This window comes from Novosphingobium profundi, from assembly GCF_018491765.1.
Classification (GTDB): Bacteria; Pseudomonadota; Alphaproteobacteria; order Sphingomonadales; family Sphingomonadaceae; genus Novosphingobium; species Novosphingobium profundi.
Window position 1 is genome coordinate 15,128 of sequence record NZ_JABWCU010000024.1, and the last position, 23,936, is coordinate 39,063.

At 67.1% G+C, this 23,936-nt stretch carries 27 protein-coding genes; 15 read left to right on the top strand and 12 right to left on the bottom strand.

Annotated elements, in window-relative coordinates:
• Nucleotides 1-147 precede the first annotated feature (147 nt).
• The 5 genes from HT136_RS22590 (at nt 148) to HT136_RS22610 (ending at nt 3,149) form a co-directional block, all read left to right on the top strand.
• Entirely contained in the window at nt 148-1,035 is an 888-nt protein-coding gene (locus HT136_RS22590) for an SPFH domain-containing protein (protein WP_425516912.1), read from the top strand.
• A gap of 24 nt (nt 1,036-1,059) precedes the next feature.
• Nucleotides 1,060-1,281, top strand: coding sequence for a type II toxin-antitoxin system antitoxin (locus HT136_RS22595; protein WP_214202105.1), 222 nt, complete (start codon nt 1,060-1,062; stop codon nt 1,279-1,281).
• Between the two features lie 77 nt (nt 1,282-1,358).
• Nucleotides 1,359-2,339 (top strand): right-handed parallel beta-helix repeat-containing protein, encoded by a 981-nt coding sequence (locus tag HT136_RS22600; RefSeq protein WP_246544190.1) that lies wholly within the window; start codon nt 1,359-1,361, stop codon nt 2,337-2,339.
• Between the two features lie 84 nt (nt 2,340-2,423).
• The gene (locus HT136_RS22605; protein ID WP_214202106.1) at nt 2,424-2,780 is read left to right on the top strand and encodes a hypothetical protein; all 357 of its coding nucleotides are present in this window, start codon (nt 2,424-2,426) and stop codon (nt 2,778-2,780) included.
• 66 nt (nt 2,781-2,846) lie between these two features.
• Entirely contained in the window at nt 2,847-3,149 is a 303-nt protein-coding gene (locus tag HT136_RS22610; RefSeq protein ID WP_214202107.1) for a hypothetical protein, read from the top strand.
• Nucleotides 3,150-3,246: 97 nt separating this feature from the next.
• On the opposite strand, the gene ribA is transcribed toward HT136_RS22610, so the two are convergent.
• The 8 genes from ribA to HT136_RS22650 form a co-directional block, all read right to left on the bottom strand.
• The gene (ribA, locus tag HT136_RS22615) at nt 3,247-4,293 is read right to left on the bottom strand and encodes a GTP cyclohydrolase II (protein WP_343222289.1); all 1,047 of its coding nucleotides are present in this window, start codon (nt 4,291-4,293) and stop codon (nt 3,247-3,249) included.
• Nucleotides 4,294-4,340: 47 nt separating this feature from the next.
• Nucleotides 4,341-5,129, bottom strand: a complete 789-nt coding sequence (gene xth / locus HT136_RS22620; protein ID WP_214202108.1) for an exodeoxyribonuclease III — start codon at nt 5,127-5,129, stop codon at nt 4,341-4,343.
• 436 nt (nt 5,130-5,565) lie between these two features.
• Complete coding sequence (locus HT136_RS22625; protein WP_214202109.1) at nt 5,566-6,243, bottom strand: LolA family protein; 678 nt, start codon at nt 6,241-6,243, stop codon at nt 5,566-5,568.
• Between the two features lie 42 nt (nt 6,244-6,285).
• Complete coding sequence (gene rpmG / locus HT136_RS22630; RefSeq protein ID WP_039391223.1) at nt 6,286-6,453, bottom strand: 50S ribosomal protein L33; 168 nt, start codon at nt 6,451-6,453, stop codon at nt 6,286-6,288.
• 144 nt (nt 6,454-6,597) lie between these two features.
• Nucleotides 6,598-7,386: a polyphosphate kinase 2 gene (gene ppk2 / locus HT136_RS22635; protein ID WP_214202110.1), complete on the bottom strand. Its 789-nt coding sequence runs from the start codon at nt 7,384-7,386 to the stop codon at nt 6,598-6,600.
• Nucleotides 7,386-8,198 (bottom strand): undecaprenyl-diphosphate phosphatase, encoded by an 813-nt coding sequence (locus tag HT136_RS22640; protein WP_214202111.1) that lies wholly within the window; start codon nt 8,196-8,198, stop codon nt 7,386-7,388. The genes ppk2 and HT136_RS22640 overlap by 1 nt, the downstream gene beginning before the upstream one ends.
• 90 nt (nt 8,199-8,288) lie before the next feature.
• A complete protein-coding gene (locus HT136_RS22645) occupies nt 8,289-10,466 on the bottom strand; it encodes a M13 family metallopeptidase (protein ID WP_214202112.1) in 2,178 nt (725 codons plus the stop codon).
• A 106-nt stretch (nt 10,467-10,572) separates the two neighbouring features.
• On the bottom strand, nt 10,573-12,396 hold the full coding sequence (locus HT136_RS22650) for an ABC transporter transmembrane domain-containing protein (protein WP_214202147.1): 1,824 nt from the start codon (nt 12,394-12,396) through the stop codon (nt 10,573-10,575).
• A gap of 260 nt (nt 12,397-12,656) precedes the next feature.
• Here HT136_RS22650 and HT136_RS22655 point away from each other — a divergent pair, with 260 nt between their 5' ends.
• The 5 genes from HT136_RS22655 to HT136_RS22675 all read left to right on the top strand — a co-directional run bounded on the left by HT136_RS22655 (nt 12,657) and on the right by HT136_RS22675 (nt 17,134).
• Nucleotides 12,657-13,910 (top strand): polyhydroxyalkanoate depolymerase, encoded by a 1,254-nt coding sequence (locus tag HT136_RS22655; RefSeq protein ID WP_214202113.1) that lies wholly within the window; start codon nt 12,657-12,659, stop codon nt 13,908-13,910.
• Nucleotides 13,911-14,037: 127 nt separating this feature from the next.
• Nucleotides 14,038-14,703 carry a murein L,D-transpeptidase catalytic domain-containing protein gene (locus HT136_RS22660; RefSeq protein ID WP_214202114.1) on the top strand — a complete coding sequence of 222 codons (666 nt, stop codon included), beginning with the start codon at nt 14,038-14,040 and terminating at the stop codon, nt 14,701-14,703.
• Nucleotides 14,704-14,848: 145 nt separating this feature from the next.
• Nucleotides 14,849-15,445 carry a TetR/AcrR family transcriptional regulator gene (locus HT136_RS22665; RefSeq protein ID WP_214202115.1) on the top strand — a complete coding sequence of 199 codons (597 nt, stop codon included), beginning with the start codon at nt 14,849-14,851 and terminating at the stop codon, nt 15,443-15,445.
• A 37-nt stretch (nt 15,446-15,482) separates the two neighbouring features.
• On the top strand, nt 15,483-16,532 hold the full coding sequence (locus HT136_RS22670; RefSeq protein ID WP_246544193.1) for an XdhC family protein: 1,050 nt from the start codon (nt 15,483-15,485) through the stop codon (nt 16,530-16,532).
• 5 nt (nt 16,533-16,537) lie between these two features.
• The gene (locus HT136_RS22675; RefSeq protein WP_214202116.1) at nt 16,538-17,134 is read left to right on the top strand and encodes a nucleotidyltransferase family protein; all 597 of its coding nucleotides are present in this window, start codon (nt 16,538-16,540) and stop codon (nt 17,132-17,134) included.
• Between the two features lies 1 nt (nt 17,135).
• On the opposite strand, the gene HT136_RS22680 is transcribed toward HT136_RS22675, so the two are convergent.
• On the bottom strand, nt 17,136-17,657 hold the full coding sequence (locus HT136_RS22680) for a YqgE/AlgH family protein (RefSeq protein WP_214202149.1): 522 nt from the start codon (nt 17,655-17,657) through the stop codon (nt 17,136-17,138).
• 177 nt (nt 17,658-17,834) lie between these two features.
• Here HT136_RS22680 and HT136_RS22685 point away from each other — a divergent pair, with 177 nt between their 5' ends.
• From HT136_RS22685 to HT136_RS22695, 3 genes are all read left to right on the top strand, one after another.
• Nucleotides 17,835-18,422, top strand: a complete 588-nt coding sequence (locus tag HT136_RS22685) for a (2Fe-2S)-binding protein (RefSeq protein WP_214202117.1) — start codon at nt 17,835-17,837, stop codon at nt 18,420-18,422.
• Between the two features lie 11 nt (nt 18,423-18,433).
• On the top strand, nt 18,434-18,778 hold the full coding sequence (locus HT136_RS22690; protein ID WP_214202118.1) for an ArsC/Spx/MgsR family protein: 345 nt from the start codon (nt 18,434-18,436) through the stop codon (nt 18,776-18,778).
• A 114-nt stretch (nt 18,779-18,892) separates the two neighbouring features.
• Nucleotides 18,893-19,525, top strand: a complete 633-nt coding sequence (locus tag HT136_RS22695; RefSeq protein ID WP_214202119.1) for a class I SAM-dependent methyltransferase — start codon at nt 18,893-18,895, stop codon at nt 19,523-19,525.
• Between the two features lie 114 nt (nt 19,526-19,639).
• On the opposite strand, the gene HT136_RS22700 is transcribed toward HT136_RS22695, so the two are convergent.
• Nucleotides 19,640-20,488 carry a lipoyltransferase gene (locus tag HT136_RS22700; RefSeq protein WP_214202120.1) on the bottom strand — a complete coding sequence of 283 codons (849 nt, stop codon included), beginning with the start codon at nt 20,486-20,488 and terminating at the stop codon, nt 19,640-19,642.
• 116 nt (nt 20,489-20,604) lie between these two features.
• On the opposite strand from HT136_RS22700, the gene lipB reads away from it, so the two are divergent.
• Nucleotides 20,605-21,288, top strand: a complete 684-nt coding sequence (gene lipB / locus HT136_RS22705; RefSeq protein ID WP_214202121.1) for a lipoyl(octanoyl) transferase LipB — start codon at nt 20,605-20,607, stop codon at nt 21,286-21,288.
• Nucleotides 21,285-21,608, top strand: a complete 324-nt coding sequence (locus HT136_RS22710) for a hypothetical protein (protein WP_214202122.1) — start codon at nt 21,285-21,287, stop codon at nt 21,606-21,608. The genes lipB and HT136_RS22710 overlap by 4 nt, the downstream gene beginning before the upstream one ends.
• On the opposite strand, the gene HT136_RS22715 is transcribed toward HT136_RS22710, so the two are convergent.
• Together HT136_RS22715 and HT136_RS22720 are read right to left on the bottom strand one after the other, a co-directional pair.
• Nucleotides 21,589-22,527 carry an HpcH/HpaI aldolase/citrate lyase family protein gene (locus HT136_RS22715; RefSeq protein ID WP_214202123.1) on the bottom strand — a complete coding sequence of 313 codons (939 nt, stop codon included), beginning with the start codon at nt 22,525-22,527 and terminating at the stop codon, nt 21,589-21,591. The two genes, HT136_RS22710 and HT136_RS22715, sit on opposite strands and share 20 nt — an antisense overlap.
• 130 nt (nt 22,528-22,657) lie before the next feature.
• Nucleotides 22,658-23,824 (bottom strand): N-acetyltransferase, encoded by a 1,167-nt coding sequence (locus HT136_RS22720; RefSeq protein WP_214202124.1) that lies wholly within the window; start codon nt 23,822-23,824, stop codon nt 22,658-22,660.
• Between the last annotated feature and the right edge of the window lie 112 nt (nt 23,825-23,936).

The following is a 23,936-nucleotide window of genomic DNA, read 5'->3' on the forward strand; positions in this document are numbered from 1 at the left end:
CACATCTGATATAAGACCGAATCGATCTTGTTACAACCTCGCGTTGCGGGGCGCCCGTGCCGGTTTCGCTTGACGGAGCCGCCCTGACCAATATTAATATGATATCACTTTAAGGGGCAAACCGAAATGGTCGATGCAAGACAGTCCATGAATTCCAGCCAGGAATTTTCCGCCACGAGCACCAGCGGCTATCTCATGCTCGGGATCTGGTTCGTTGTCCTGCTCGGCGTGATCGCCGCGATCGCCAGCCTTGCCGGTTCGGATCCTAGCGGCGGCGAAGTGGCGGCCACGCTCGCCTTCGTGCTGCCCGCGATCGTGATCGAAGTGCTGATCCTGTCCGGCTTCTACATGATCCAGCCCAACCAGGGCAGCGCGATCACGCTCTTCGGCAGCTACCGGGGGACCGACCGCGCCACCGGGCTGCGCTGGATCTGGCCCTGGATGGGCAAGGCCAAGGTTTCGGTGCGCACAAACAACATCGTCTCGGAAAAGCTCAAGGTGAACGACTTGCGCGGCAATCCGATCGAGATCGCCGCGAACGTCGTCTGGCGCATTTCCGACACCGCCCAGGCGCTTTACGACGTCGACGACTACCGCGCCTTCGTCGACGTGCAGGTCGAGGCGGCCGTGCGCACCATCGGCTCGCGCTACCCCTACGACGGCGAGGACGAGGACATGACCCTGCGCGGCAGCCACGAAGAGGTGAACACCGAGCTGCGCCGCGAACTGATCGACCGACTCAAGGTCGCGGGGATCACCGTCGACGAATGCGGCCTCACCCACCTTGCCTACGCGCCCGAAATCGCCGGGGCCATGCTGCGCCGCCAGCAGGCCGAAGCGGTGATCGCCGCGCGGCGCAAGCTCGTCGAGGGCGCGGTGTCGATGGTCGAGATGGCGCTCGACGAACTCTCGACCAAGCAGGTCGTCGAACTCGACGACGAGCGCCGCGCGGCGATGGTCTCGAACCTCATGGTCGTGCTGTGCGGCGAGCGCGACACCCAGCCGGTGGTCAACGCCGGCTCGCTCTACACGTGAGCGGCGCGATGGCGCGCTGAACTGATGCCGAGTCCCGCCAAGAAGGCCTTTCCCCTCCGCCTCGATCCGGCGCTCCACGCCGCGCTGGAGCGTCTCGCGGCAAGCGATTTCCGCTCGGTGAACGCCGAAATCGAGGTGCTCCTGCGCGAGGCCCTCGCGGGGCGCGGCATCAAGGTGGAAGTCAGCAAGCCCGCGCGGCGCGGCCGACCGGCGGCCCTATCCGCGCCCGAAGACGACGAGAACTGATCACGCAGCGTCCCGAAGCGGGACGGGGTGTTTCGCGTTTACCCCTTGGTCGTGCGCACGGCCTAAGACGGGGCATCATGCGCCCGATCCGACTCGCCAACGCCGCCAAGGTCCCCGCGACCGCCGTCCTCGCTTCCGCGCTGGCGCTGGCCGCCCTCGCGCTGCCCCAGGCCCGTTCCGCCGAGGCCGGCGAGGCCCCCTACACCGTAGTCGAGAGCGGGCGCAGCTTCACGCGCCTGCAGGATGCGATCGATGCGATAGGCGATGGCCAAGGCACGATCCGCTTCGCGCCCTTGCGCTATTCCGATTGCGGCGTGCAGGCCCGCGGCGAAGTGACCTACCAGGCCGAGATTCCGGGCCAGGCGATCCTCGACGGCGTCACCTGCGAGGGCAAGGCCGCGCTCGTCCTGCGCGGACGCGCGGCGCACATCGAGGGGATGGTCTTCGCCAACATGCACGTTCCCGAGAAGAACGGCGCCGGAATAAGGCTCGAACAGGGCAACCTCACGGTATCGCAAAGCTGGTTTCGCGACAGCGAACAGGGCATCCTCTCGGGCGACGATCCGGCCGGCAGCATCGCCATCGACAAGTCCACCTTCACGCGGCTGGGAAGCTGCGAGGGGCCGGGCTGCGCGCATTCGCTCTATATCGGCAACTACGGTTCGCTCACCGTGACCCGTAGCCGCTTCGAAGCCGGTACCGGCGGGCATTACCTCAAGGCCCGCGCATCGCGCATCGCGGTGCTGAACGACAGTTTCGACGACACCTCCGGGCGCGCCACCAATTACATGATCGACCTGCCCGACGGCGCCAGTGGCGAGATTTCGGGCAACTGGTTCGTGCAGGGACGCGACAAGGAAAACTACTCGGCCTTCATCGCGGTCGCCGCCGAACACCGCATACATTCCTCGGCGGGCCTCTCCGTCACCGGCAACAACGCCCGCTTCGCACCTGGCCTCGATCGCCGCAGCGCGTTCGTCGCCGACTGGTCAGGAGCACCGATCCGGATCGAGGGCAACACGCTGGGCGCAGGGCTGGTGCGCTTCGAGAAGCGCTGAAACAGCCACGCCGGGGCCGCCAGGGCCGCACCGCTCGCCGCAGCTTCGTTGCGTTACGGTGTAACATTGTGTAAGCACCCTTTTATGACAGGCGGCCTGACGCTCCTCTTGCGCATGCGCATATGGGCCCTGCTCCTGCTCGCCGCGATCGGCTTGCAGGCGGCGGAACCCATTCGTGCGCCGCTCGAACGCAGCGAAGGTTCGGCCTGGAGTTCGGCCACCAAGGACCTCGCGCTGCTGAGCAACCGGCGCAGCGAGGATGCCTCCTCCGAGGCCAGCCCGCTGCCCCAGCCGCGGCTTGTCCGCACATCCCCGCTCGCCCCCGTCGAGGCCGTCTTCGCCCTCGCCCGCGAGCCGCATGCCCTCCCGCGCGCGCAGGCCCCGCCCCCGCACGCGCACCCGGCGCGGCCACCCGACGCAACCGCACCCCCACGCGCCTGAAACGCCTCCGACCGGGCGCGCGCCTTCGCGCGTCCGCCGTTCTTTCCGTTTCAGGACGCTATTGCCATGCAGACCCAGAATGCGGGTGTCGTCGCCGCCGAAGAGCGCGCCTACGTCGCCCATCTCCTCCGCCGCTATCCCGAGCGCCTCTCGCCGCACGAGGAGGCCGACGTCGCCAACTGGTTCGACCGCATCGCCAGCCCGGCCGACGTGCGCGCCTTGATCGCCGATCCCGCGCTTGCCGAACGCTACGAGGCGTTCCGGGCTGCCAGGGTTCACCGCTCGGGACCGCCGCGTCTTGTGCGCACGGTGCTCGTCCTGGCACTGGTTACAACCGTCGTGGGTGCCCTGTCCCTCCTGGCCCCATGACGGACGAAGCCGGGGCGCGTCCCTGCCCCCCAGCATCCCGCGCGCGCCCCGGCTTCACACTCTTTCCAACTTCCGCCCGAACGATGCAGGCGACGCGTCAGAGGATATGACCGGTGCGGTCGCGCTTGGTCTCGAGATAGCGCGCGTTGTGCGGGTTGGCCGGCAGCTGGTGCGGCACCCGTTCGCGGACATCCACGCCCACACCTTGCAGCGCGGCGACCTTCGAGGGGTTGTTCGTCATCAGCCGGATCGCGGGAACACCCAGCAGTTCGAGCATGCGCGCGGCGACCGGAAAGTCGCGCGCCTCGGTCGGCAGCCCGAGACGGTTGTTGGCATCGACCGTGTCGAGCCCCTGGTCCTGCAGGCGATAGGCGCGCAGCTTGTTGATGAGGCCGATCCCGCGCCCTTCCTGGCGCATGTAGAGCAGAACGCCCCACCCGCCCTCGCGCGCCTCGCGGGCCATCTCGGCGAGGGCCGCCTGCAATTGCGGGCCGCAATCGCACTTGAGCGAGCCCAGGATATCGCCCGTCAGGCATTCGGAATGCAGGCGTACCAGCGGAACGCGCTCGCCGCTTTGCGTGCCGACCACGAGCGCGACGTGCTCGCGCATGTCGTCGAGCGAGCGGAAGGCGACGATCTCGGCGTTCTCGCAGACTTCCACCGGCAGCCGCGCGCGTGAGGCCACGGCAAGCCGCCGGGTATCCTTCCAGACCGCCAGATCAGCAACTTCGACGCGCTGCACCGCGCCTTCGTCGAGGTCCAGGCCGACGAGGAAGGCGGGCAGGATCCCGGCAAGGCGCGCCAGTTCCATGGCCGTGCGCGCCGCCTCGGGATCCTCCAGCGGCTGTGCGGCAAAGGGCCCCTTCATCGGGTACTCGAGATCGAGTGCGGGATCGGCGATCGCACGCGCGAGGTCGAGCGTGAAGGGCTCGGCCGCGCGGATCCGCACCGGCGCTTCGGGCACGGCGGCCTCGCGCTGGTTGGCCAGCTTGAGCGTGACCGCGCGCGCCGAAGAGATCAGCATGTGGCCCGTCCGGGGGCCATCCTCGCCCGGCGCAAAGCCGGTTTCGGCCGGAAGCAGCGCCGGACCTTGCCCGATGCGGACCGGCCAGCCGTGGCGCAGCGCATCAAGCGCCAGCGCCACGCGACGCGCCTCGGCGGAAAAGCCGCCCGGAGAATCGGGCGAAGTGCTCAGAGCGCGAACTCCGTGACGAGCGGGATGTGGTCGCTCGGCTGCTCCCAGCGGCGCGTTTCCTCGACGAAATGGTGCCCGGTCGCCTGCGCGGCGAGATCGGGCGAAGCCCACATGTGGTCGAGGCGTCGGCCCTGGTCCTTCTGGCGCCAGTAGCTGCGGTAGGACCACCAGGAGTAGTTGCGCTCGGGCGCAGGGATGAACGTGCGGCCGAGGTCCACGAAACCGTGTGCGTCCTGGAAGCGCTTGAGCGTCTCGACCTCGATCGGCGTGTGGCTGACGACCTTGAGCAGCGCCTTGTGGTCGTAGACGTCGCAGTCGAGCGGGGCGATGTTGAAATCACCCACGATCAGCGTCGGGCGATCGATCCCGTCGGCCCAGCGCGTCATGCGCTCGAGGAAGTCGAGTTTCTGCCCGAACTTGGGATTGACCTCGCGATCGGCGACGTCACCACCCGCGGGGATATAGACGTTCTCGAGGATCATCCCCTTCCCCTCGCCCTGCAGTTCCACCCCGACGTGGCGCGCCTCGCCGTTGTCCTGCCAGTCGTGCCGGCTGAATTCGACGAAGGGCACCTTCGAGACGGTGGCGACGCCGTGGTAGCCCTTCTGGCCGTGGATCGCGCGGTGCGTGTAGCCCAGGCGCTCGAACATCTCGTGCGGGAAAAGATGCTCGGCGACCTTGATTTCCTGCAGGCACAGGACATCGGGCGCGTTCTCGGTCAGGAAGCGCTCGACCTGGTCGATGCGCAGGCGGACGGAATTGATGTTCCAGGTGGCAATCTTCATGGCGCCCGCTTTAGGCACCCTGCGCGCGAAAGGCCAGAGGCCGCGCATCCGCAAGCGCCCACCCGCCGCGCCTGCCCCAGACGCGACAAAACCCTCGAGCCGGGGGCAAGGGCTCGAGGGTCCTGTCAGCGTTCGTCACGCTTGTCAGTCGATCTTTATTGAGGCTTGGGCAACAGGGGGGAAACCCGCCTCGGATCGTTCTGACTAGTCCTATGTAGGACGCGGAGGCTGTCTGTTAAGTGAACGAGAGTCCGAAAACTGTCGCGCTTTGTCGCAGTTTTCGGGGTTTCGGCGACAAACACCCCATATCCATCGACGAATGACATTCCGGCTTGGCGAATGACCGACTCGCCGGACACCAAGCGACTCGCTGGATCGAAAAAGGGGCCCGGCGACAGCCGAACCCCCACGATTCTTCAGCGCCCATGCAGCCCGCTCAATGGCGCCGCACGCTGCGGCGCGGGTCCTTCCAGGTGAAGGCGCTGTCGGCCACCGCGACGCCGTAGCGCTGGTTGCTGAGCTGGATGGTGGTGCGCGTGTTCTGCGCGTCGAGCGCGACCCAGTAGCTCAGTTCGAGCCCGCCGGGCGCCGAAGCCTTGCGCGTGAAGATCAGCGTGATGATCCCGTATTCGGGATGGCTGGTGTCGCGCACCTCGATCGAGATCACGTTCGGATTGCCCGTCTCACGCACGGTGCCGTACCTGGCCACGTCGCGATTGGGATCGAGCAGCGCACCAAGCGGGCTGTTCTTGATCGGCCAGCGCTGGACCTGGTTGACCTCGTAGTCGATCATGGTCAGCGCCTTGCCGTCACCCACGATGAGCATGGGCACGTTCTTGGCGTACTGGAAGCGGATCTTGCCCGGGCGCTTGAGGGTCAGTTCGCCGGTGACCTCGCTGCCATTGCGGTCGCGCTGCACGAAGTCGGCCTTGAGCGTGCTGATCGCGCGCAAGGCCTTGACCGCCTGGTCAAGCTTGGCGGCATCGCTGGTACCCGTCGCGGCACTCGCCGAAAGCGCGGGCAGCGTGGCGCAGACACCAAGAGCGGCCGCTCCCATGGCAATGGGGGCAGCCGCTCTGGTAATCGCGTGAAGGATCGTCGTCAGTTTCGTCATGGCTGGGTCCTTGGGCCCACAGCCTTGAACCGACTGTGAACCTTACTTGATCTTGGCTTCCTTGAACTCGACGTGCTTGCGCACGACGGGATCGTACTTACGGAAGTTCATCTTCTCGGTCGTGTTCCGGGGATTCTTCTTGGTGACGTAGAAAAATCCGGTGTCAGCGGTCGAGACCAGACGGATCTTGACGGTTGCGGGCTTCGCCATGGCGGTTTCCTGTAATCTCTCGTTTCAGCCGCCCTGGCAGGCCGGCATCTGCGTTGAAAATGCGATGGGTGGTAATCGCGTACCGCCCTTCAAGGTTGCGCCCCTTGCGTCATGAGGGGCCAAAAGTCAAGGCGGGCAAGCCCCTCAGGGCAGCGGGTAGGGCGGAATCGGCGCAAGAAGCGTGAATTCTTCCACTGCGGGCGCGTGCTTGAGCGGCGTGATCGCGATTTCGGGCGGATCGACTCGGGTGTCGGGGAGCCGGTCGAGCAGATTGCGAATCAGTGTCAGACGGCCGAGCTTCTGGTCGTTGAAGTCAACCAGCGTCCAGGGCGCATGGTTGGTGTGCGAAGCCTCGAGCATGGCCCTGCGCGCGTGAGTATAGGCCTCGTACTGCTCGCGCGCGGCCAGATCGACGGGAGACAGCTTCCAGCGCTTGAGCGGATCTTCCAGCCGCTCGCGCAGGCGCTCCTCCTGTCGCTCCTGGTCGCAGGTGAGCCAGTACTTGAAGAGCAGGATGCCGTCGTTGACGAGCAGCCGCTCGAAGGCCGGGACTTGCGCGAGGAACTGCTCGACTTGCGCCGGGCTCGCATAGCCCATGACCTTCTCGACCCCGGCCCGGTTGTACCAGGAACGATCGAACAGGACGATCTCGCCCGTGCTCGGCAGGTGCTGGACGTAGCGCTGGAAGTACCACTCGCCCTGCTCGCGCGCGCTCGGAGGGCCAAGCGCGACGGTGCGGCACTGACGTGGATTGAGATAGGAGGAGACCGCGCGGATCGCGCCGCCCTTGCCTGCGGTGTCGCGCCCTTCGAACAGGACCACGATCCGCGCGCCCGTCGCCTTGGCCCAGCGGGCCATTCCGACCAGTTCTTCCTGCAGCGGCTCGAGCGCCGCTTCGTATTCCTTCTTCTTCAGCCCCTCGGCCACCTGCATCAGGCTCCGGCGAGGAGGTAGAGAGCGAGCAGGCCGGCCGCGATGCGGTACCAGGCGAAAGGCGAGAAGCCCGAGCGGCTGACGAAGGCCATGAACGCCTTGATCACCACCAGCGCGACGACGAACGAGACCGCGAAGCCGATCCCGATCTCGCCCCAGCCCACGGGGCCCGTGCCCGCCATCAGTTCCTCGCGGTGCTTGACCAGCGAGAGCGCGGTGGCGCCCACCATGGTGGGAACGGCAAGGAAGAAGCTGAACTCGGCGGCGGTGCGCCGCTCGATACCCATGGCGAGCGCGCCCATGATGGTCGCGCCCGAGCGGCTCGTGCCCGGGATCATGGCGAGGCACTGGGCAAAGCCGACGCCCACGCACTTGGAGATCGGCAGTTCGGCGACACCGGTCAGCGGGCCCGGCTTGGCAACCTTCTCGATGCCCAGGATCGCGATGCCGCCGATGATCAGGGCCCAGGCCACGACGCCCGGATCGCCGAGCAGCTCCTCGATCCAGTCGTTGAGCAGCAGGCCCAGGACCGCCGAGGGCAGGAACGCGACGAGCACGTTGCGCACGAAGCGGATCGAGGTGGGATTGAGCTTCAGGAGGCCCATTCCGACCGCCCAGAAAGTGCGCCAGAAGTGGGCGATCACGGCCAGGATCGCGCCGAGCTGGATGACCACGTTGAACGTGGCCCAAAGCTCGGAATCGTAGCCGAAGAGCTGGGTTGCAAGGATGAGATGCCCCGTCGAGGAGACGGGGAGGAACTCGGTGAGGCCCTCGACGATACCGAGGAGAATGGCTGTGATTGTGAGGGTCATCGTGGACACAAGGTCATGCAGCACGCACCGGTCAAGTCAACCCGCTGCGTGCTGCACTGCAATGAAAAACGATGAAAAGCCCTGGAACTCTTACCAGATGCGCACGCGCTTGTCGGGCGGGAGGTAGAGCGCATCGCCCGGCTTCACGTCGAAGGCCTTGTACCACTCGTCGAAGTTGCGCACGATCCCGTCGATCCGGTAGTGCGGCGGCGAGTGCGGATCGGTCATGAGCTGCTGGCGCGCCTGCGCCTCGCGGGTCTTGCTGCGCCAGACCTGCGCCCAGCCCATGAAGAAGCGCTGGTCGCCGGTGAAGCCGTCGATGACCGGGGCCTCCTTGCCGTTCAGCGACATCTTGTAGGCACGGTACGCGACGCTCAGGCCACCCAGGTCACCGATGTTCTCGCCCATCGTCAGCTTGCCGTTGACGCAGGTCTTGCCCTCGTCGAACGGGCAGAAGCTGTTGTACTGCGCCTCGAGCTTGTCCTGCAGCTTCTGGAAGTTGGCCTTGTCGGCCGGGGTCCACCAGTCGCGCATGTTGCCCGTGCCATCCGACTTCGCGCCCTGGTCGTCGAAGCCGTGGCCCATCTCGTGACCGATCACCGCACCGATCGCGCCATAGTTGACGGCCGGGTCGGCGGTGAGGTTGAAGAACGGGGGCTGAAGGATCGCGGCCGGAAAGACGATCTCGTTCATCGTCGAATTGTAGTAGGCGTTGACCGTCTCGGGCAGCATGCCCCACTCCCCGCGATCGACCGGCTGGCCGATGCGGTTCATCTCGAAGCCATTGGCCCAGGCGTTGGCCGCCAGAGAATTGCCGAGCGGATCATTCGCCGCGAATTCCAGACCCTGGTAAGTCTTGAACGTGTCGGGCGCACCGATCTTGGGGGTAAAGGCGTCGAGCTTGGCCTCGGCCTCCTTGCGCGTCTGCGGGCCCATCCAGTCGAGGTCCTGCAGGTTGGCGGCCATCGCCTTGCGCAAGTTGGCGACCAGCGCGGCCATCTTGGCCTTCTGCTCGGGCGGATAGTAGCGCTCGGCGTAGATCTTGCCGACGAGTTCGCCGGCCATGCCCTCGAGCGCGCTGACGCCGCGCTTCCAGCGCGGGCGCTGCTCGGGCTGTCCCGAGAGCAGCGTGCCGTAGAAGGCGAAGGAGGCCTCGTCGATGTCACTGGGCAGGATTGCGGCATGGCCGCTGACGAAGCGCGCGGCGAGCCAGGCCTGCCAGGTGGAAACCGGCACGTCGCTGATCAGCCTGGCGACTTCGGGCAGACCACCACCCATCAGCGCCCCGGCCTGCGCGGCGTCGATATGCGCAGCCTTCAGTTCATCCGCCGTCGCGGGGATCTCGCTCGCGATCACGTACTGCGCCTTGTCGGCGCCCAGGGTCTTGAGGAAGGTGTCGATCACGCCCGGCGCGCCCAGCGCGTCGAATTCGCTGCGCGAGAGCTTGTTGTAGGTGAGATCGTCGTTGCGCGCGGCGACGCGGTCCCAGTCGGCCTGCGCAATGCGCGTCTCGAGCGCGAGCACCGCCTTGGCCGCCGCACCCGGATCCTGGTAGCCGACCTTGCCGAGCAGGAAGGTCAGGTAGTCGAGATAGGCCGCGCGGATCTTCTGCGAGCGCTCGTCGGTCTTGAGGTAGTAGTTGCGGTCGGGCAGGCCGAGCCCGGCGACGTAGCTCTGCAGCGCGTAGATGTCGCTCTGTTTGGCGTCGGCGCCGACATAGACCCCGATCGGCGAGGCGAAGCCGGGCTTGGCGAAGAGCACCGCGAGATCCTGCGGTGTCTTCGCGGCGAAGATCTGCGCGATATAGGGCTTGATCGGCGCAAGACCCGCCGCGTTGATCGCATCGACGTCCATGAACGCGCGGTAGGCCGCCGCGACGCGCGCCGCGTCGCTGCCCGCCGGCGCGTCGGACGTGAGCATGTCGTCCATGATCGCGTGCATGCGCTGCTGCGAAAGTTCGTTCAGCTCGAGGAACGAGCCCCAGCGGGTGCGGTCGGCGGGCAGCTCGACGCTGTCGTTCCACTTGCCATTGACGTAGCGATCGAAATCGTCGCCCGGCTTGGTCGAGGTGTCCATCCACTGGGTCTGGATGCCGAACGAACCCCAGTCGGTGGACGGGGTGAGCGCGGGTGCCGCAGTGGCGGCTGACGCCTTGTCCGATGCGGCCGGTGCGTCGGCCGTCTGTGCGGAGATGGAGGTTGTGGTGGCAAAGAAAATGGCGGCCGCGCTCGCTGCAAAAGCGAGGGCGCGCCCCTTGGACGTGCGCATGCAATACCCTTCGGTTGGGTTCGACCCGGTTGCGTCGACCCCGCAGGATCGACCATTGCCGTGAACGATAATTGCAAACGCGCGCAATGCCAGCGCCCAAATGTCGTTAGCCGAACGAGGTTGCCCGTTCGTCGAACTGCAACGAGGCGAGACGTGCATAAAGGCCGCCGGCCTGCGCGAGGCGGGCGTGCGTGCCCTCCTCGACGATTCGCCCGCCATCCATGACAACGATGCGATCGGCCTCGCGCACGGTGGCGAGGCGGTGCGCGATGACAAGCGTGGTACGGCTCTGCATGAGCGTCTCGAGCGCGTCCTGCACGAGCCGCTCGCTTTCGGCATCGAGCGCGCTCGTCGCCTCGTCGAGCAGCAGGATCGGGGTGTCGCGCAGCAGCGCGCGCGCGATCGCGATGCGCTGGCGCTGCCCGCCCGAAAGCCGCGCGCCGTCTTCGCCCAGGAACGTGTCGAGACCCTCGGGCAGCTCGCGCAGAAAACCCTCGGCGTTGGCCGCGCGCGCCGCCTCCCAGATGGCCGCGTCGTCGGCATCGGGTCGGCCGTAACGCAAGTTGTCGCGCGCCGAGGCGGCGAAAAGCACGCCCTCCTGCGGGACCAGCGCGATGCGCGCGCGCACGTCCGATGGATCGGCCGAGGACAGTGGTACGCCGTCGATCTTGATGACGCCGCCATGCGGGTCGTAAAAGCGTTCGGCAAGCTGGAACAGCGTCGACTTGCCCGCACCCGAGGGCCCGACGATCGCCACCGTCTCGCCCGGCTCGACGGTCAGGTTGAAGTCGATGAGCGCCGCGCTGTCGGGGCGCGTGGGATAGCGGAAGGACACCTTCTCGAAGGCGATCTTGCCACGCGGGGGCACCGGCAAGGCTTGCGGGCGCGGCGGGGCGGCAATCGCCGGTTCCTCGGACAGCAGTTCGGCAAGGCGGCTTGCGGCCCCCGCCCCGCGCACGAGATCCCCGTAGACTTCGGTCAGCGAGCCGAAGGCACCCGCGACGATACCCGCGGTCACCACGAAGGCCGCGATCGTCCCCCCGGTGATCGTACCTTCGGCGACACCGATCGCGCCGCGCCACATGATGATGGTGATCGCGCCGAAGATCAGGAACATGAGCACACCGGTCATGATCGAACGGATGCGGATGCGCAGCTTGGCGGTCTCGAAGGTCCGCTCCACCGCGCCGCTGAACCGTGCAGCCTCGCGTTCCTGCTGGTTGAACGCCTGGACCACGCGCAAGGCGCCGAGCACCTCGGCGGTCATCGCGCCGATATCCGCGACCCGGTCCTGGCTGGTGCGCGCAACGGCGCGCAGGCGTCGTCCGAAGATGGTGATCGGCAGGATCACCAACGGGATCGCGACCAGCAGTCCTGCGGTCAGGCCGGGCGCCAGCATGAACAGGAAGATCACCCCGCCGGTCGCCATGATCAGGTTGCGCAGCGCCACCGAAACGGTGGTGCCCACCACCTGCTCGATGATCGCGGTGTCCGCAGTCATGCGCGAGGCGATCTCCTTGGGGCTGTTTTCCTCGAAGAAGCCCGGCGCAAGCGCCAGCAGGTGGCGCTGCACACGCAGGCGAATGTCGGCGACCACGCGCTCGCCCAGCCACGAGACACTGTAGAAGCGCAAGGCCGAAGACAGCGCGAGCACGACCACCACGCCCAGCAGCATGAGGAACCAGTTGCGGATCGCCCCATGGTCGGCGCCTTGCGCAAAGCCCTGGTCGATCACGCTGCGAAAGCCGTAGGGAATGGCGAGCGTGGCGAGCGCCGCGGTCACCAGCGCGGTTCCTGCCAGCGCCACACGGCCGGGGTAGTTGAACAGTTCGCGCCAGACCATCGCCAGCGGCTTCAGTGAACGGCGGGGCGACTTGCCGCTGCCCTCCCCCTCGGCCTGACCGGCCTTGTCGGCAGGCGGCGGGGCCATGCCCGGGGCATGGGGCTCACTGGTTTCATCCAGGCGGTCGGGGGCTTCCATGAGGGCCCCTTACAATCTTGGCCGGACCAAAGGAAGGGCAAGGCGATGCAAACAGGCCAAAACCCGCCCACCGGGCAGCTTTTCCGATCATGCTTATCGCCCTTTCACCTCGTACTATTCGGCAATGACGCATTGCGCGGCCACGCTTTAGCGACCAGATAGCGCCTAATGAACGATTGCGGTCGCCCGGCGCGGCCAGGAGATATCCCTTGCTCTACAACGCTTACGAACTGCAGCGCACCATGATGAGCGGTGCCGCCGCCTGGGCTTCGGTCAGCGCCGAGCTGCTGACAAATCCCGCCCTTCCCATGGGTTACATGGGCTTCGGCCCGGTCATGGCCTCGGCGCTCGACGTCTTCGCGCACGCCGCCGCTCCGCGCGGAAAACCCGAATTCGGGATCGAGACCGTGGTGGCGCAGGGCGAGGAATATCCGGTCACCGAATCGATCGTGCTCCACCGCCCCTTCGGCAATCTCCTGCGTTTCGAGCATCCCGGCCTGCCCGAGGACGCCCCGCGCCTGCTGATCGCGGCGCCGATGAGCGGCCACTACGCCACGCTCCTGCGCGGCACCGTGGCGCGCATGCTCGAGACCAACGTGGTCTACATCACCGACTGGGCCGACGCGAAGATGGTCCCCGCTTCGGAAGGCCGTTTCGACCTCGACGACTACATCGACTACCTGATCGGCTTCCTCGAATTCATCGGCCCCAACACCCATATGCTGGCGGTGTGCCAGCCCTCGGTCCCGGCCTTCGCGGCGGCGGCGGTCATGGGCAAGCACCAGCACCCCTGCCGTCCCGCCACGCTGACCATGATGGGCGGACCGATCGACACCCGCGAGGCGCCCACCAGCGTCAACGACGTGGCGATGAATCAGCCGCTCTCATGGTTCAAGCACAATGTGGTCGCCACGGTGCCGATGACCTACCCCGGCGCCGGGCGCGAGGTCTATCCCGGCTTCCTGCAGCTTGCGGGCTTCATGGCGATGAACCTGGGCAATCACATGATGAGCCACTATGGCATGTTCAAGCACCTCGTCGAAGGCGACGGCGAGAGCGCGGGCGCGACCAAGGCCTTCTACGACGAATACCGCGCGGTCTGCGACATGACCGCCGACTTTTACCTCCAGACGGTCGAGCACGTGTTCCAGCGCCATTCGCTGCCCAAGGGCGAATTCGTCCATCGCGGCGAAGTGATCGACCTTGGCGGCATCCGCGACACCGCGCTGCTGGCGGTCGAGGGCGAGAAGGACGACATCTCGGGCATCGGCCAGACACGTGCCGCGCTGCACCTTGCCCACGACCTCCCCGAAACGCACAAGAAGTACTACCTCGCCGAACGCGTCGGCCACTACGGCATCTTCAACGGTTCGAAGTGGCGCATGCGCATCGCCCCGGTGCTCGAGGACTGGATCCGCCAGCACCCCGGGGTCGAAAACGGTGCCCGCAACGCCCAAGCCTGACACCGGGACCTGACATCGCACGCATCATCGCCGGGCCATCTTCCGGCGACGGAGCGGCTGTCAAATCAGCCGATCGGCGTGCGCGCCCCCTTGGCGCAGGCGCGCCGATCGTGATATAAATACTGCCATGAATTCAAAGCTGGGCCGACGACACTTTCTTCATGGCAGCCTGGGTGCCGGGCTGGCGCTCACGCTGCCCGCACGCGCGTTCGCCGCCGAGGTCACCACCACCTTCGGCCTGCTGACGACGCCCGCCGTTCCCGCCGCCGCCACGCCTTACGAACGCCGTATCCTCGAATCCGCCGCGCTTCAGGCGCAGCGCGTGGGCAATGCAGTGTGGCGCAAGGACATCGTGGGCATCGCCGACTTCGCGCTGCCCTCGTGGAAGCCGCGCATGCACTTCGCCAACCTGCACGACGGGACCGTCCGCTCGTTCCTCCTGGCGCACGGCCGCGGTTCGGATCCCGAGCATAGCGGCTGGTTGCAGTCGTTCTCGAACCTGCCCGGCTCCTACGCCACGTCGCGTGGGGCGTTTCTCACCTGCGAGTGGTACAAGGGCAAGTACGGCACGTCGATCCGCCTCGTCGGTCTCGACCCCGACAATTCGCTCGCGCTGGAGCGTCTCATCGTGATCCATCCGGCCTGGTATGTGGGCGAGGCGATGCTCGACAAATACGGAAAGCTCGGGCGCAGCGAAGGCTGCTTTGCAATGAGCGATGACAACTTCAAGCAGGCGCTGTGGCACCTCTCGGGCGGGCGCCTCCTCTACGCCGACCGTATCGGCGACGGCTGAACGGCGGCTGCGCAACCTTTTCAGCAAGCAAATTAGCTCTCAAAGCGCGCCCTGCAAACATTTGAAAACCGCTTAGCGGCCATTTCGAAATATAACACCTTCCTTTCTTGGACAGGTGGATGCGGCGATGTTACGCCCCCCGTCCATGGACAAGAATCTCACGGCTCTCAAGCAGGACAGGCCCACGGACGCGCGCCAGGTACGCTCGCGCAATGCGCTGAATTCGGCCCTTCTCGCCCTGCTTGGCGAGCGGGCTTTCGACGAATTGACCATTCGCGAAATCTCCGCCCGAGCTGGCACCGGCTACGCCACCTTCTTCCGCCATTTCGCAACCAAGGAGGCCCTGCTCTCCGATCTCGTGAGCGAACCGATCGAGCGTCTCGCCGCGCAGATCGTTCCGCTGTTCGAGGGCCGCCGCGACGCGCTCAGCCCGCTTCAGCTGTGCCGTCTCATCGAGGAGGAGCTGGCCTTGTGGTCAGCGCTGCTCACCGGAGGCGCGGCATCCATCATCCGCGCCGAATTCATCCAGAGGGCCCGAAACCTGTCGCACGACCTCGACACCGGCAACGATTGGCTGCCCGCCGAACTCGCGCTCGTCCATGGTGTCAGTTCCACGCTCGACGTGCTGACCTGGTGGCTGCGCCACCACGGTGACGTCTCGCTCGGCCAGGTTGCCACGATCCTCCATCGCATGGTAATCGCCCCGCTCACGCAAGAGACAATCGACGTGCAGCTTTCCTGATCCAGGGCGGCCGCATGGCTATGGGCGCACTGACCAGATGACACCTGCCGAGATCGCGGCCCAACCACAAGACGAGACGGCGCCACCGCCGGAAATGGCGCCCTTCGACATCGCCCAGGCCGATTGGCCGCTGTTCGGCTGGATCGACGATGTACGCGCCGGCCTTGCCCGCGCCCGCGACGCGAACACGCCCTGCGTCCTCGCCACGCTCTACGCGGTGGAAGGGAGCGCTCCGCGCGGCCCGGGATCGCAGATGCTCTTCGTGCCGGGCCCCGAGGGCACGCTTGCGGCCGAAGGCTATTTCTCGGGCGACTGCATCGAGGGTGACGTCGCCCGCCACGCCGCGCACGTCCTCGCCGAAGGACATCCGCGCCACTTGCACTACGGCGCGGGAAGCCCGTGGATCGACATTCGCCTGCGCTGCGGCGGCGCGCTCCATATCCTGCTCGAGCGCGTCGCGCCCGATTGCCCGGCCAGCGCCGCGCTGCTCGAGAACGCCCGCACGCGCACCGTTTGCCGCTGGATCAGCGATGGGCAGACCCGGCGCGTAGAGGCCGGATACGGGCCGCTGCTGGATTGCACGCCCGAGCCCTTCCGCCTTGCGCGCCGCTACGACCCGCCGCGTCGGCTGATCGTCTCGGGCGGCGACCCGGGCGCTCTCGCCGCCGCGCAGCTTGCCGCGCTCTCGCGCTTCGAGACGGTGCTGGTGCGCCCCGACGGCCCGCACGGCGCAGCCCCCATCCCCGTTTCGCAGTACCGCCGCGAGGATCCCGCCACCACCATCGAGCGGCTCGGGGCCGACCGCTGGACCGCGTTTCTCGGCGCGACGCACGAAGACCATCTTGATTTGCCCGGCTGCCTCGCCGCGCTGCGCGCCGAGGCCGGCTACGTCGCGATGATCGGGGCGAAGTCGCGCGCCCCCGCCCGCCTCGCCGCGCTGCGCGCCGCGGGAGCCACCCCCGAACAACTCGAGCGCCTGCGCCTCTCGCCGGGCATCACCGGCCTCGGCAAGTCGCCCTGGGAAGTGGCGACCGGCATTCTCGCCGAGATCATGCAAGCGCTCAACCCCGCCGCCGAACGCGCCTGAGCGCGATGACGGCGCCCAGCCCCCACTTCGTCGCCCTCGTCCTCGCCGCCGGGTCGGCGCGCCGTTTCGGAAGCGACAAGCTGAGCGCACCGCTCGACGCAGAGCCGCTGGTGTTCCACGCGATCCGCGCCGCGCGCGCCGCGCCGGTCGCGCGCGTGTTCGTTGTCGCCCATCCGGATCTCGCCACCGGCATCTGGGAGACCCGCGAAGGCGCGCCCGAGGTCGAGACGCTGCGCCTTTCCAGCGATGCCCTTTCCACCTCGCTGCGCGCCGGGATCGCGGCGGCGGGAGGTGCCCGCGGCGCCTTCGTGTTCCTCGGCGACATGCCGCGCGTGCCCCACACGATCGCGGGCGAGCTTGCCCACGCGCTCGCAGACAACTTCGCTGCCCTGCCCCGCCACGCCGGACGCAGCGGCCATCCGGTGCTGCTTTCCGCCCGTGCCTTTTCGATGATCGCCGATTTGCGCGGCGATGCCGGCGCGGGAGGTCTGCTGCGCGACCGGACCGACATCGCGCACGTCGAAACCGACGATCCCGCCGTGCTCCTCGATGTCGACGTTCCCGCCGATCTCGCCGCGATCGCCCAGCCCCGGCTGAACTAGTTCAGGCGCGCCCGGTCTGGCTCGCAAGCAGCGCCGGATCGATGCCTTCGGCTTTCCACGCGGCCTTCCAGCGCTCGGCCGGAGGGGTGTCGAACAGCACCTGGGGCCGACCTTGCGCGGCGTACCAGCCGTGGTGGCGCATCTCTTCCTCGAGCTGGCCCGGCGCCCAGCCGGCGTAGCCCAGCGCCATGACCCAGTGCTTGGGTCCCTTGCCCGCCGCGATCGCGCGCAGCACGTCGAGCGAGGCGGAAAGCGCGCAAAGCGGTCCGTCCTGCGCCTGGACCTCGATCGAATCGCCCCCGCCCCAGTCGAGCGAATGAAGCACGAAGCCGCGCCCCTGCTCGACCGGGCCGCCGTTCAGGATCGCGCAGTCGGGCGTGTCGCCCGGGTCGATGCCCAGGTCCTCGAGAATCGCGTGGAAACGCACACCCTCGCGCACTTCACCGACATTTATGGCGAGCGCGCCGTTCTCGTCGTGCACGCACATCACATTGACCGAACGCGCGAAGCGTTCATCGAACATGCCGGGCATCGCCAGCAGCAGGCGCCCCGAAAGATAATGGCCTTCGATCACCAGGCCGACTCTACGCGACTGCTCCGGCACGGCAACCCACGGCGCGCGAAGTTTTGCCCGCGAATTCGCAGCAGAGCGGACACGCACCACTGGCAAGAGCGCGCCGGCATCCCTAATAACGCGGGCATGGCTCGCCTCACCGTCAACGACCGCCCGGTCGAATTCGACATGGACCCGCAGACCCCGTTGCTGTGGGCGCTGCGCGATGGCGCCAACCTGACCGGCACCAAATATGGCTGCGGCAACGGCGATTGCGGCGCCTGCATGGTGCTCGTCGACGGCGCTGCGCTGCGCGCCTGCCTGATCACGCTTGCCGAATGCGAGGGGCGCTACGTGACCACGATCGAGGGGCTTTCGCGCGATCGCTCGCACCCGGTGCAGCAGGCCATGGTCGCCGAACAGGCAATCCAGTGCGGGTTCTGCACGCCTGGCATCGTCATCGCCGCCGCCGCCCTGCTCAAGGCCAACCCCTCGCCCGGCGAGGCCGAGATCAAGGTCGCCATTCCCAACTTGTGCCGCTGCGGGGTCTATCCCCGGCTCGTTCGCGCGATCGACCGCGCCGCGCGCGTCGCCCGGCGCGAAGAGACGATCAGCGCCGCACCCGCCCCCGGCATCCCCGCCAGCGCCGCCGCCCGCAAGGTCCCCGCGCTCGCCCCCGCCCCGACTTCCGCGCCCGCGCCGTCCGGCGCCGGCTCTGCGCCCCCCAAGAACTGAGGACACCGATCATGAAGGCCACCATCTGGCACAACCCCAAGTGCGGAACCTCGCGCAAGACCCTCGCCATCCTCGAGGAGACGCCCGGTCTCGAGGTCGAAGTGATCGAATACCTCAAGACGCCGCCGAGCGTCGAGAAGCTCGCCCAGCTCTACAAGGACGCCGGGATCACGCCGCAGGCGGGCCTGCGCACGCGCGGCACCGACGCGATCGAACGCGGGCTCCCCGATGCGGATGCTGCCGAAGTTCTCGCCGCGATGGCCGCAGAGCCGATTCTGATCGAGCGCCCCCTGGTCGAGACCGACAAGGGCGTGGCGCTGTGCCGCCCGCAGGAAAAAGTTCACGAAATCCTTTGAATGGGCGCCGGATATCGGCACGCTTCATCCACCGCCGCCTTGCAAACGATCGGCTAATCTGCCACCGCATGGCACTTCCATGATACAATAAGAACCGCGAGGTTACGCGCCAGCATGTCCAGCACTGAGCTTGCCCGGGAGGCCCTGCCCCAAAGGATCAAGCGCAAAGTCAAGAACGCCCTAGGTCCTTGGGGCGTCTTCCTTGAAGGCTTCATCCGCCACCCGGTCATGGTGGGTTCGATCGTTCCTTCCTCGCGCTTCACGATCCGCAAGATGCTTGCCCCCGTCGACTGGGACAACTGCAAGCTCTTCGTCGAATACGGCCCGGGCGTCGGCACGTTCTGCCAGCCGGTTCTCGATCGCCTGCGCCGTGACGGCACGCTGATCGTGATCGACACCAACCCCGACTTCATCGACTACTTGCGCCGCACGATCACCGACAGCCGCTTCATCGCGGTGCTCGGCTCGGCCGCCGACGTCGAAGACATCGTGCGCGCCCACGGCCATGAAAAGGCCGACTACGTGCTTTCGGGCCTGCCCTTCTCCACCTTGCCCGACGGCGTGGGCCCCGCGATCGCCTCGGCCACCTACCGGGTGATCCGCAAGGGCGGCGCGTTCCTGGTCTACCAGTTCACGCCGCGTGCGCGCGACTTCATGGCGCGCCACTTCCTGCGCATCGACCACAAGATGGAAATGATCAACGTTCCCCCCTGCTTCATGTACTGGGGCTGGAAGGACGAGGACTGAGCCTTCGCGGCACGGCCCTTTCCCCTTTCGGGAGCGCCCACCAAAAAAGACCCGCCCGACCATCCGGTCCGGCGGGTCTTTTTTGGTTTCAGGGCCGAGAGCGGCGCGCGGTGCCTATTCGAAGATGTTCGCCTGCCCCTCGGGCAGCGCGTCGCAAAGCTGGGCGTGGATGCGGGTCAGCACCGCGATCAGCAGCACGTTGGCCACGGCCCCCACCAGGCCTGCGACCACGCCGGCCAGGAAGCTCGCCGCATCGCCTGTCCCGACCACCAGCGTCAGCGGCGTGACCAGCAGCAGCGAGATCAGGAAGCTGATGAGAAAATAGACGACCACCAGCAAGGCATAGAAGCCCAGAAGACGCGGCCCGTGCCCGCGCGTGAGACGCCAGGAACGCTGCAAGGCCGCGACCGGGCTGGCGATCCCTTCGCGCACGATGACCGGGATCAGCAGCGAAAAGGCAACGCTGGTGTGCACCACCAGCATGACGAGCGCGACGACCATCACCAGCCCGCCGATCGAAGCTCCGGCCGAGCCCGCCAGCGCCGCGCCGAGCCCGACGGGAAGCCCCAGCACGAACGAGGCCAGCAGCAGCCCCAGCATATAGAGCAGCGTCGCGCCCAGAAGCGTGGGCAACGCACGAAGCGCGATCGAAAGCGCCTCGCCCACGCTCGGCCGGCCTCCCACGCCCAGGATCACGGTGCAGGCGAGGTAGCCCACGAACTGCACCAGCGCGCCGCCGATGCCGAAGCCCAGGATCAGCCCCAGATTGTCGCGCACCAGCGCCTCGAGCGCGGCGCTGTTCTGGGCGAGCGCGATCATCTTCTCCTGGATGTCGGCGAGGAAGACCGTGGAGAGCAGCGTCGGCAGCATGAAGAACACGCCCGCCAGCGCCATGAGCACGTCCCGGTTGCTCCGCACCCGCGCAACGGCCTCGGTCCAGGCCAGGTTGCTGTCGAATCGCATTGCCATCTCCTGTTCGCGCCGCAAGCTCGGCGCGTCGTCTCGAAAACGCGGTCTTAGGAGCACTTGTCCCGCGAATCCACTTGATAAGCGACCCGATAGCGGCCACGCAGCGGGACATGAACACTGCCCAGACACTGCCCGGGGACATCGAGCTGCGCATCTCCGCAAGCCCCGTCCCCTACCGCGAGGCGCTGGCCGAGATGACCGAGCGCAACACCGCCATTGCCGCAGGCGAAGCGCGCGAACTGATCTGGTTCCTCGAGCATCCGCCCGTCTACACCGCCGGCACCAGCGCCGCGACGTCCGACCTGCTCGATCCGCGCTTCGACGTAGTCGAGGCCGGTCGCGGCGGCCGCTACACGTACCACGGCCCCGGCCAGCGCGTGGTCTACGTGCTGCTCGACCTCAAGAAGCGCGCGCGCGATGCGCGCGGTTTCGTCCACGCGCTGGAAGGCTGGGTAATCGACACGCTCACCGATTTCGGCGTCGAGGGCTTCCGCAGCGAGGGCCGCATCGGCATCTGGACCCAGGACGTCGACGGGCGCGAGGCCAAGATCGGTGCGATCGGGGTACGCATCCGCAAGTGGGTGACGATGCACGGCTTCGCGGTCAACATCCACCCCGACCTCGCCCACTTCACCGGCATCGTGCCCTGCGGGATCGAGGAATTCGGCGTTACCAGCCTCGCACGTCTCGGCAAGGATGCGCAATTCGAGGTCTGGGATACAGCGCTGCTCGCACGTGCGCCCCGCTTCCTCGCCGCCCTCGAAACCAAGTGCCCGCGGGAGACCACTGAATGATCCGCCTGTCGCGTCCGCTCGCCTCTCTCGCGCTCTGCGCCGCACTCGCCGCGGGCCTCGCCGCTTGCCAGGACAAGAGCGGATCGCCCAAGGCCGATGCCGCCGAGGGTGCCAAGCTGCTGCCCCGCTCGGTCGACGATGCGATGCCCGCCTACGACACCAAGCGCTCGAAGGCGCCGCTGATGGAACCCGAGCAGCAACCTTCGTCCGGTGCATCGCCGCGCGCGCGCTCCGCGACGCAGAGCGAGACACCTTCCGCGAGCGAGGAAGCCTCGCCTGCGCCAACCGAGAGCCCCAGCGCTACGCCGGACGCAGGATAGTCTGGCGGCGCGGGTCCGCGCTGGCCCGGGCTTCGCGTTCGGACATCGCCAGGGTGCGCCGCGCCAGCGCGAGATGCGAACGATCGACCATCCGCCCGCCCCAGGCCAGGGACCCGGCGTGGGCGCTGCTCTCGAAAGCCTCGACCAGGCCACGCGCCTCGGTCAGTTCCTCCGCGCTGGGCGTGAAGGCCAGGTTGATCGCGCGCACCTGCGCGGGATGAAGCGCGAACATGCCCGAGAAGCCGTCGCGCCGTGCGGCCTGCGCGGCGCGGTTCATCGCGGCCTCGTCGGCGAAATCCTCCGGCGCGGCGTCGATCGCCAGGACCTCCCCGGCATGGGCGCTGAGCAGGGCCTGTGCGCGCACGAACCGCACGGCATCAGGCAATCCGGCTTCGACGGGGCGAGGCTGCGGGCCGCCAAGCGAGGCGCACAGGCACGCACGGCTCCAGGTCAGGCCATACAGGCGCTGGTGCGCGGCCTCGGCAAAATCGGCTATGTGCAAGGCCGCGCGCGGCGTTTCGCCGGCAACCGGCACGATCCGCGTGGAATGGACCGCAAGGCCGAACCTTTCCTCGAACTCGTAGACTTCGCTTGCCAGCTGGCGCACCGCTTCGGGACCCGAGGCCTTGGGCAGGATCAACCCGTCCGGCGCGTGGGCCATGACCGCCGCCAGATCCTCGCGCGTGTAGCCGGATTCAAGGCTGTTCAAACGCACCCAGCGCCCGAGCCGCTCCTGTTCGAGCACATGATGGCGATGGGCTGCAAGCCACTGCCCGGCAAAGGCGCGGGCGCGGGGCTTTTCGCTCAGGGGCACGGTATCCTCGAGGTCGACGACGACGATGTCCGCCCCCGTCCCGATCGCGGCCCCCAGCCGCTCCTCCTCGTGTCCCGGCACGATCAGCCATGATCTCGATCGCATCGACGCTCCGTCCCTGTTCCCCAAGGCGAAGGCGCAACCACGCGCCCGCCCAGGGCCAGTCTAGGCGAGGGCCGTTAAGAAAATCTGCGACTCGTGGCCCTTGGCAGGCCTGCGCGAAACTCGATGGGCGTCAGAGCGCCTTTTCGTAGATCACGTATTCGCGGTTCACCTTGCTGTCGATGGCGTCCGCGATGGCGACCATTCCCTGGTTGTCCTCGAGAATCCAGCCGATCTCGGCGCGCCGGGCATCAAACTTGGCGATCGCCGAACGGCGAATGTACTCGATCATCATGAAGGCCAACTGGCTGGCGAGACGCGAGGACTGCAGCTTCTTGCGCACCCCCATCAGCGGCACGCGCATGTCGGCCGGCTTGGGGCGCTTGAGCCAGAACAGCAGCTTGGCGAGGCCGATCAGCGAGGGCTTGCCCTTGGCGCCGTTGACGCGCTTCTGGATGCCGTTGAGGTCGGGCAGCGTCATCATGAAGGCGACCGGCTCGCCATCGTATTCGGCAAATCGGATCAATTCGGGGTGGACCAGCGGCTTGAGCGCCTTGCCGGTATGTTCGATCTCCTCGTCGGTGAAGGGGACGAAGCCCCAGTTGTCCGACCAGGCATCGTTGAGGATCTCGCACAGGATCGCGGCATCGCGGTCGAAGTGCTTGAGGTCGGCGTTGCGAATGGTGATGCGCGCGTTCTTCTCGCCCGAGGCGACGATGCGCTGGATGAGCGGGGGGAACGGCTTGGTCACATCGAGATCGTAGGTATAGAGCGTCTTGGCGGGCGCGTAGCCCTCGCCCTCGATCCAGCCCTGATAGGCCGCGTTATGGTGCCCCATCATCACCATCGGCGCATGATCGTGGCCCTTGACCAGCAGCCCGGGCTCTTCCCAGACCGAGAGGTTCATCGGCGCAAGCACGCGGTGCATGCCTTCCTTGCGCAGCCAGTCCTCGGCGGCCGCGATCAGCGCCCTGGCGACTTCGGCGTCCTCGGCCTCGATCGCGCCCCAGTTTCCGGTGCCGGGCCCCATCCCCTGTGCAAGCGGCTGTTTCAGCGCCAGTTCATCGACATGCGCCGATATGCGACCCACGACACGGCCCTCGCGGCGGGCGAGAAAGAACTGGTGGCGGGCATGGTCGAAGAAGGGGTTCTTGCCCGGCGAAAACTTGGCGATCTCTTCCGAACGATAATTCGCCACCCAGTTTTGATCTGACGCATTGAGCCGATAACTGCAATCGACAAAGGCAGCGAGGTCGGCCTTGCCGGAAACCGGAGTGATGACTAGTTCGGCGTTGGCCACGATGCTGCCTTTGTTTGAAAGTAGGAATACGGATGAACGAAGGCGAACTGCGGCCGCAAGCGGCACTTTGTCAAGCGGCGAGAAACGCATGTCTGTGCAAGGGACAAGGCGC

Coding starts and splice junctions, on each gene's coding strand:
- HT136_RS22590 (WP_425516912.1), top strand. CDS start 148: ATGAATTCCAGCCAGGAATTTTCCGCCACGAGCACCAGCGGCTATCTC.
- HT136_RS22595 (WP_214202105.1), top strand. CDS start 1,060: ATGCCGAGTCCCGCCAAGAAGGCCTTTCCCCTCCGCCTCGATCCGGCG.
- HT136_RS22600 (WP_246544190.1), top strand. CDS start 1,359: ATGCGCCCGATCCGACTCGCCAACGCCGCCAAGGTCCCCGCGACCGCC.
- HT136_RS22605 (WP_214202106.1), top strand. CDS start 2,424: ATGACAGGCGGCCTGACGCTCCTCTTGCGCATGCGCATATGGGCCCTG.
- HT136_RS22610 (WP_214202107.1), top strand. CDS start 2,847: ATGCAGACCCAGAATGCGGGTGTCGTCGCCGCCGAAGAGCGCGCCTAC.
- xth (WP_214202108.1), bottom strand. CDS start 5,129: ATGAAGATTGCCACCTGGAACATCAATTCCGTCCGCCTGCGCATCGAC.
- HT136_RS22625 (WP_214202109.1), bottom strand. CDS start 6,243: ATGACGAAACTGACGACGATCCTTCACGCGATTACCAGAGCGGCTGCC.
- rpmG (WP_039391223.1), bottom strand. CDS start 6,453: ATGGCGAAGCCCGCAACCGTCAAGATCCGTCTGGTCTCGACCGCTGAC.
- ppk2 (WP_214202110.1), bottom strand. CDS start 7,386: ATGCAGGTGGCCGAGGGGCTGAAGAAGAAGGAATACGAAGCGGCGCTC.
- HT136_RS22640 (WP_214202111.1), bottom strand. CDS start 8,198: ATGACCCTCACAATCACAGCCATTCTCCTCGGTATCGTCGAGGGCCTC.
- HT136_RS22645 (WP_214202112.1), bottom strand. CDS start 10,466: ATGCGCACGTCCAAGGGGCGCGCCCTCGCTTTTGCAGCGAGCGCGGCC.
- HT136_RS22650 (WP_214202147.1), bottom strand. CDS start 12,396: ATGGCCCCGCCGCCTGCCGACAAGGCCGGTCAGGCCGAGGGGGAGGGC.
- HT136_RS22660 (WP_214202114.1), top strand. CDS start 14,038: ATGAATTCAAAGCTGGGCCGACGACACTTTCTTCATGGCAGCCTGGGT.
- HT136_RS22665 (WP_214202115.1), top strand. CDS start 14,849: ATGGACAAGAATCTCACGGCTCTCAAGCAGGACAGGCCCACGGACGCG.
- HT136_RS22670 (WP_246544193.1), top strand. CDS start 15,483: ATGACACCTGCCGAGATCGCGGCCCAACCACAAGACGAGACGGCGCCA.
- HT136_RS22675 (WP_214202116.1), top strand. CDS start 16,538: ATGACGGCGCCCAGCCCCCACTTCGTCGCCCTCGTCCTCGCCGCCGGG.
- HT136_RS22680 (WP_214202149.1), bottom strand. CDS start 17,657: ATGTTCGATGAACGCTTCGCGCGTTCGGTCAATGTGATGTGCGTGCAC.
- HT136_RS22685 (WP_214202117.1), top strand. CDS start 17,835: ATGGCTCGCCTCACCGTCAACGACCGCCCGGTCGAATTCGACATGGAC.
- HT136_RS22690 (WP_214202118.1), top strand. CDS start 18,434: ATGAAGGCCACCATCTGGCACAACCCCAAGTGCGGAACCTCGCGCAAG.
- HT136_RS22695 (WP_214202119.1), top strand. CDS start 18,893: ATGTCCAGCACTGAGCTTGCCCGGGAGGCCCTGCCCCAAAGGATCAAG.
- HT136_RS22700 (WP_214202120.1), bottom strand. CDS start 20,488: ATGCGATTCGACAGCAACCTGGCCTGGACCGAGGCCGTTGCGCGGGTG.
- lipB (WP_214202121.1), top strand. CDS start 20,605: ATGAACACTGCCCAGACACTGCCCGGGGACATCGAGCTGCGCATCTCC.
- HT136_RS22710 (WP_214202122.1), top strand. CDS start 21,285: ATGATCCGCCTGTCGCGTCCGCTCGCCTCTCTCGCGCTCTGCGCCGCA.
- HT136_RS22715 (WP_214202123.1), bottom strand. CDS start 22,527: ATGCGATCGAGATCATGGCTGATCGTGCCGGGACACGAGGAGGAGCGG.